Genomic DNA, 4681 nt, shown 5'->3' with positions numbered 1-4681 from the left:
GACCAAAGGCTGTTCAGAGATAACAGGCCCCATCCCTTATGACGGTATTTGGCTGTTCCGTGCCCCAGGGCCAGGATCTGTAAATTGAAGGAGTGATTCCCTCAGCAGAAGAGAGGAAGCCCCCAAGCGAGAGTTTCAGGAGTTGGAATCTTCAAACGAGTTTTAAAGTCCCTTTGCTTCAGCAACAAGGCTATCCCAGTCATTGGGAAGACGCTCCACATCTCTGATCAACTCATCCTGCTGGCCAAGAAACAGGGGATGGGCGTACATGCTCCAGCCATTGATAATCAGGGAGTGACTCACAGGCTTGCGCAGTCTTCATCTTCTTCACCATCTGTCTCAAGGGGAGCATCCAGGTCCACATGAATAGCCCCCGCCAGGTTGTCCAGGTGAGCCATCAGATCCGTGGTCAAGGGCTGCAACTGCTCGGGGTGTGCAGAGATGTGGTCATCCAGCGTTTGAAGGAAGGGGGCCAGGGCTGGGTCCTCCCCCTGCTGCACGGGCTGAACCTGTTCTCCGGAAGCATCCTGAAAGACTTGCCTTGACCCAGCCAAGCGGACCTCAAAGTCGGACGGGGAAGCGTTGATTTTTCGTGGCGCCCCTAAAACCTGCCCAGCATTGGAGCACTTTTTACGCCAGCAACCATCGTTGTTGCGTGCGTGAGGCTGTGCTCCTCCCTATGCTGGGGATGCGGGGGACGCCTTTCCCGGCTCGTCGGTTTGCCATCGCACAAGCCCGGGTGGGACCTGATCCTAGCAGCAGGCATGGGAGGGGTGGCTATTGACCAAGGCGCAACAATGGGGGGCCTGAAGTCAGATCAATTCCGTGATCAGTGTGCTGCTGGGCTGGCAGGGTCTGGGGAGGCGGTGGGAGCCCACACGCTTGACGCGGCGCCTGCCCTTGCTGGCAGGGCTGTTGTTGTTGAGTCTCTTTACCGTTCTGCCCTTCCTGAGCCGTCCGGGCATGGCGCTGCTGCTGTTGGGGAGTGGATTGCTTTGGCTGTCCTGGAGCCTGCTGGAGCCCCCCGGAGCCATGGGAGGCATGGGCCGCTGGCTGTTGGTGTTTCTGGCCGTTGCCGTGGTGGCCACAGGGTTCTCACCGGTGCCCCGGGAGGCGCTGCGGGGGCTGCTCAAACTGGTCCTCTACCTGGGCGTCTGGGCGCTGGCCGCACGACTGCTTGCCCACCGCAGGCGCTGGTGGAATCCCCTTCTGGCAGGATTGTTGTTGGGAGGCCTGGCGGAAGCGGTGCTGGCCCTGCGTCAGTTACATGGGGGCGCCATGGCGCTGGCCACCTGGTCGGACGAAGCCTCCATTCTCCTGAACACCGAGCGGCTGTACGGTAGCTTGGGCAACCCCAACCTGTTGGGGGGGTACCTGGTCCCCATCGTCCCCCTGGCCGTTGGCGCTGCGCTCCATTGGCGTCGCTGGCCCAGTCGCCTGTTCGCCGCGGTGACGGTGGCGCTGGCAGGGACGGCGCTGGTGCTCACCTACAGCCGTGGAGCCTGGCTGGGTCTGGCAGCCGGCCTGGTCTGCCTTATCCTGTTGTGGGGCTGGTTTGCCCTGCCTAGGCTCCAGGGACAGCGGCAGGCAGTCTTGTTTTGTGGTCTCCTGCTGGCGGCGTTGCTGGGGGCTATGGCCATGGCGAGGCTGCTTGAGCCGTTGCAGGTGCGGCTCCTCAGTGCTCTGGCAGGCCGTGGAGACAGCTCGGTCAACTTCCGCATCAACGTCTGGATGGCGGCCTGGCAGATGCTGCGGGATTACCCCTGGACCGGTATTGGTCCTGGTCAGGATGCCTTCAATCGTGTCTATCCCCTGTATCAACAACCCCTGTTCAATGCCCTCAGCGCCTATTCCATGCCCCTTGAACTGGCGGTGGAGCTAGGTGTGGCCGGGCTGCTGGCGGGGATCGCCGTCTTTTGCCATGCCCTCCGTCAGGGCTTGCGTCAACTCAAGGCAGCTGCGGCAACAACGGAGGCGGGGCGCTGGCCCCAAATCAGTGTCATGGCCGCTGTGGTGGGTCTGGGGGCCCATGGACTGGTGGACACCATCTTCCTGCGTCCGGAAGTGCAGTTGACCTGGTGGCTCTGCATTGCCTTTCTGGCCACTCCACACCAGCCCCACCGTCTTCAGGCGAAGACCCATGGCGCCCGAGGCGCTGGCGGCGGGGCGCCGGCGCCTGGCTGACGGATTGCGGGTTTGGTGCTATTCTTAACTCCCATTCTCCCTGGTTGCGGAATCATCCCCCTTGAGCACAGGCACCCTCTATGACAAGGTCTGGGCGCTGCATCGGGTGGCGGATTTACCAGGTGGTCAGACCCAGTTGTTTATCGGCTTGCACCTCATCCATGAGGTGACCAGTCCCCAGGCTTTCGCCATGCTGGGGGAGCGGGGCCTCAAGGTGCGGCATCCTGAGCGCACTGTAGCCACGGTGGATCACATTGTCCCCACCACGGATCAGGGCCGGCCCCTGGCCGATCCTCTGGCTGAGGCCATGCTTGCTGCCCTAGAGAAGAACTGTGCGAACCATGGCCTGCGTCTCTATGGGTTTGACAGCGGCCAACAGGGCATTGTCCATGTGATTGCTCCGGAGTTGGGGTTGAGCCAGCCGGGCATGACCATTGCCTGTGGTGATTCCCACACCTCGACCCATGGCGCCTTTGGCGCCATTGCCTTCGGGATTGGCACCAGCCAGGTGCGTGACGTGCTGGCCAGCCAGAGCCTGGCTCTGGACAAATTGAAGGTGCGCAGGATTTCCATTCACGGGTCCCTCACCCCTGGTGTCTTTGCCAAGGACGTGGCCCTGCACGTCATTCGTCGTCTCGGCGTGAAGTCCGGTATGGGCTATGCCTATGAATTTTCGGGGAGTTGCGTTGCCGCCTTGGCCATGGAGGAGCGCATGACCCTGTGCAACATGGCCATTGAAGCAGGGGCGCGCTGTGGCTACGTCAACCCCGATCAGGTGTGTTTTGACTATCTGCACAACCGACCGGAGGCCCCCCGTGGGGCGGCATGGCATCGCGCCGTCACCTGGTGGCGCAGTCTTGCCAGTGACGTGAATGCTGTCTATGACGACGAGGTGGCCGTGGATGCCGGGGAGATCGCGCCCACCGTCACCTGGGGTATTACACCCGGTCAAGCCATGGCTGTGGATGAAGTGGTTCCCACACCGGACCAGCTCCCTCCCGGAGAGGAGCCCCTGGCCCAGGAGGCCTATCGCTACATGGATCTGCGGCCAGGGCAGCCCATTGCGGGAACCCCTGTGGATGTTTGCTTTATCGGCAGTTGCACCAACGGCCGCCTCAGTGATCTACGGGATGCGGCCCTGGTGGCCAGAGGGCGACACGTGGCCCATGGCATGAAGGCGTTTGTGGTCCCTGGTTCGCAACAGGTGGCCCGGGCCGCGGAAGCGGAGGGGTTGGATGCCGTCTTTGCCCAGGCAGGGTTTGAGTGGCGCCGGCCCGGTTGCTCCATGTGCCTTGCCATGAACCCGGATCGGCTGGAGGGGCGCCAACTGAGCGCCAGTTCCAGTAACCGGAATTTCAAAGGGCGCCAGGGCTCGGCGTCCGGACGCACCTTGCTGATGAGTCCAGCCATGGTGGCCGCCGCAGCCGTCAGCGGTGTGGTCACCGACGTGCGCACACTGTTGAGCCATACCAAAACACCGGAACGGGGCCTGACTGAATGACGTCGGCGCCCATCACCACTGTGGAAGGCAGGGGGATTGTCCTCCACGGCCACGACATTGACACGGACCGCATTATTCCAGCCCGATTCCTGAAAACCATCAGCTTTGCAGGGCTGGGCAACCATGTCTTTGCCGATGACCGGGCGGCTGCGGGGGGATGCCATCCCTTTGACTGCCCGGAGCACAAAGGGGCCAGGATTTTGGTGGTCAACCGCAATTTTGGCTGCGGCTCCAGCCGTGAACATGCTCCCCAGGCCCTGCGCCGTTGGGGCATAGCCGCCGTGGTGGGGGAGAGTTTTGCCGAGATTTTTGCCAGCAACTGCCTTGCCCTGGGCATGCCCTGCCTGAGGGGGGAGACAGAGGTCATCGAACACGTCCAGCAGGTGGTGCAGGAGCAGCCCCATGTTCACTTTTGCCTCACACTGGCAGCGTCCACACTCCATGGGCTGGACCACCATTGGCCCCTGATGATCGACAGCGGCCCCCAAACCATGCTCCTGAATGGTTGCTGGGATGCCACAGGCCTCCTGCTCAGCCATGAGCAGGAATTGAGGCGGACAGCCTCACAGCTTCCCTATCTCAACCCGAGTTCTGGTTAAGGGGACAGGAGGACACTACCCTGGCGCCGGCTTGGGGCTTTTTTCCGCCCAGGATGCCCTCTCACCATGAAAAGCTAGTTGCGGGAAAGGTTGACAGGGACCGGCAACCGTGTTCAGATGGGGACTTACATACCTGTGTTGACTACCCCCTTTCACCGCCTGTCCGTAGCAACGGAATTAGTAGTCAAGGGCTTAACAAGATGAGAGGGAGGCGGACCAATAGGATTGCCCACTGAGGAGAGCCCTGAACCTGGTGAGCATCCGCCAGCGTTTTGCCAACCCCTCTTGCCTGTATCCGGTACCTGGAGAGCAGCGCTGGGGTCAGCAACCCTGTTGTCCTCATTGCGGCAGTCAGCGGCTAGGGCGCAAGCAGGACGGCAAGCGTATCGGTCGCTGG

Annotated in this window: 4 protein-coding genes; 3 read left to right on the top strand and 1 reads right to left on the bottom strand. The window is 62.0% G+C overall.

Annotated features, from left to right (window positions below; all coding sequences use genetic code 11):
* Positions 1-299 precede the first annotated feature (299 nt).
* Entirely contained in the window at positions 300-554 is a 255-nt protein-coding gene (locus tag FLM9_RS01345; protein WP_218969716.1) for a type II toxin-antitoxin system PrlF family antitoxin, read from the bottom strand.
* 271 nt (positions 555-825) lie between these two features.
* On the opposite strand from FLM9_RS01345, the gene FLM9_RS01340 reads away from it, so the two are divergent.
* The 3 genes from FLM9_RS01340 to leuD all read left to right on the top strand — a co-directional run bounded on the left by FLM9_RS01340 (position 826) and on the right by leuD (position 4284).
* A complete protein-coding gene (locus tag FLM9_RS01340) occupies positions 826-2184 on the top strand; it encodes an IctB family putative bicarbonate transporter (RefSeq protein WP_257242945.1) in 1359 nt (452 codons plus the stop codon).
* Positions 2185-2245: 61 nt separating this feature from the next.
* Entirely contained in the window at positions 2246-3685 is a 1440-nt protein-coding gene (gene leuC, locus FLM9_RS01335; RefSeq protein ID WP_074456911.1) for a 3-isopropylmalate dehydratase large subunit, read from the top strand.
* The gene (gene leuD, locus FLM9_RS01330) at positions 3682-4284 is read left to right on the top strand and encodes a 3-isopropylmalate dehydratase small subunit (RefSeq protein ID WP_074456910.1); all 603 of its coding nucleotides are present in this window, start codon (positions 3682-3684) and stop codon (positions 4282-4284) included. The genes leuC and leuD overlap by 4 nt, the downstream gene beginning before the upstream one ends.
* Positions 4285-4681 lie beyond the last annotated feature (397 nt).

Source organism: Candidatus Synechococcus spongiarum (genome assembly GCF_900047545.1).
GTDB classification, from domain to species: Bacteria; Cyanobacteriota; Cyanobacteriia; order PCC-6307; family Cyanobiaceae; genus Synechococcus_B; species Synechococcus_B spongiarum_C.
The sequence above is the reverse complement of the archived record's forward strand: the minus strand, read 5'-3'. Positions and strand labels throughout refer to the sequence as shown.

What these genes read in the sequence shown, in the direction of transcription:
- leuD (WP_074456910.1), top strand. Translation starts at nt 3,682, where the DNA reads ATGACGTCGGCGCCCATCACCACTGTGGAAGGCAGGGGGATTGTCCTC.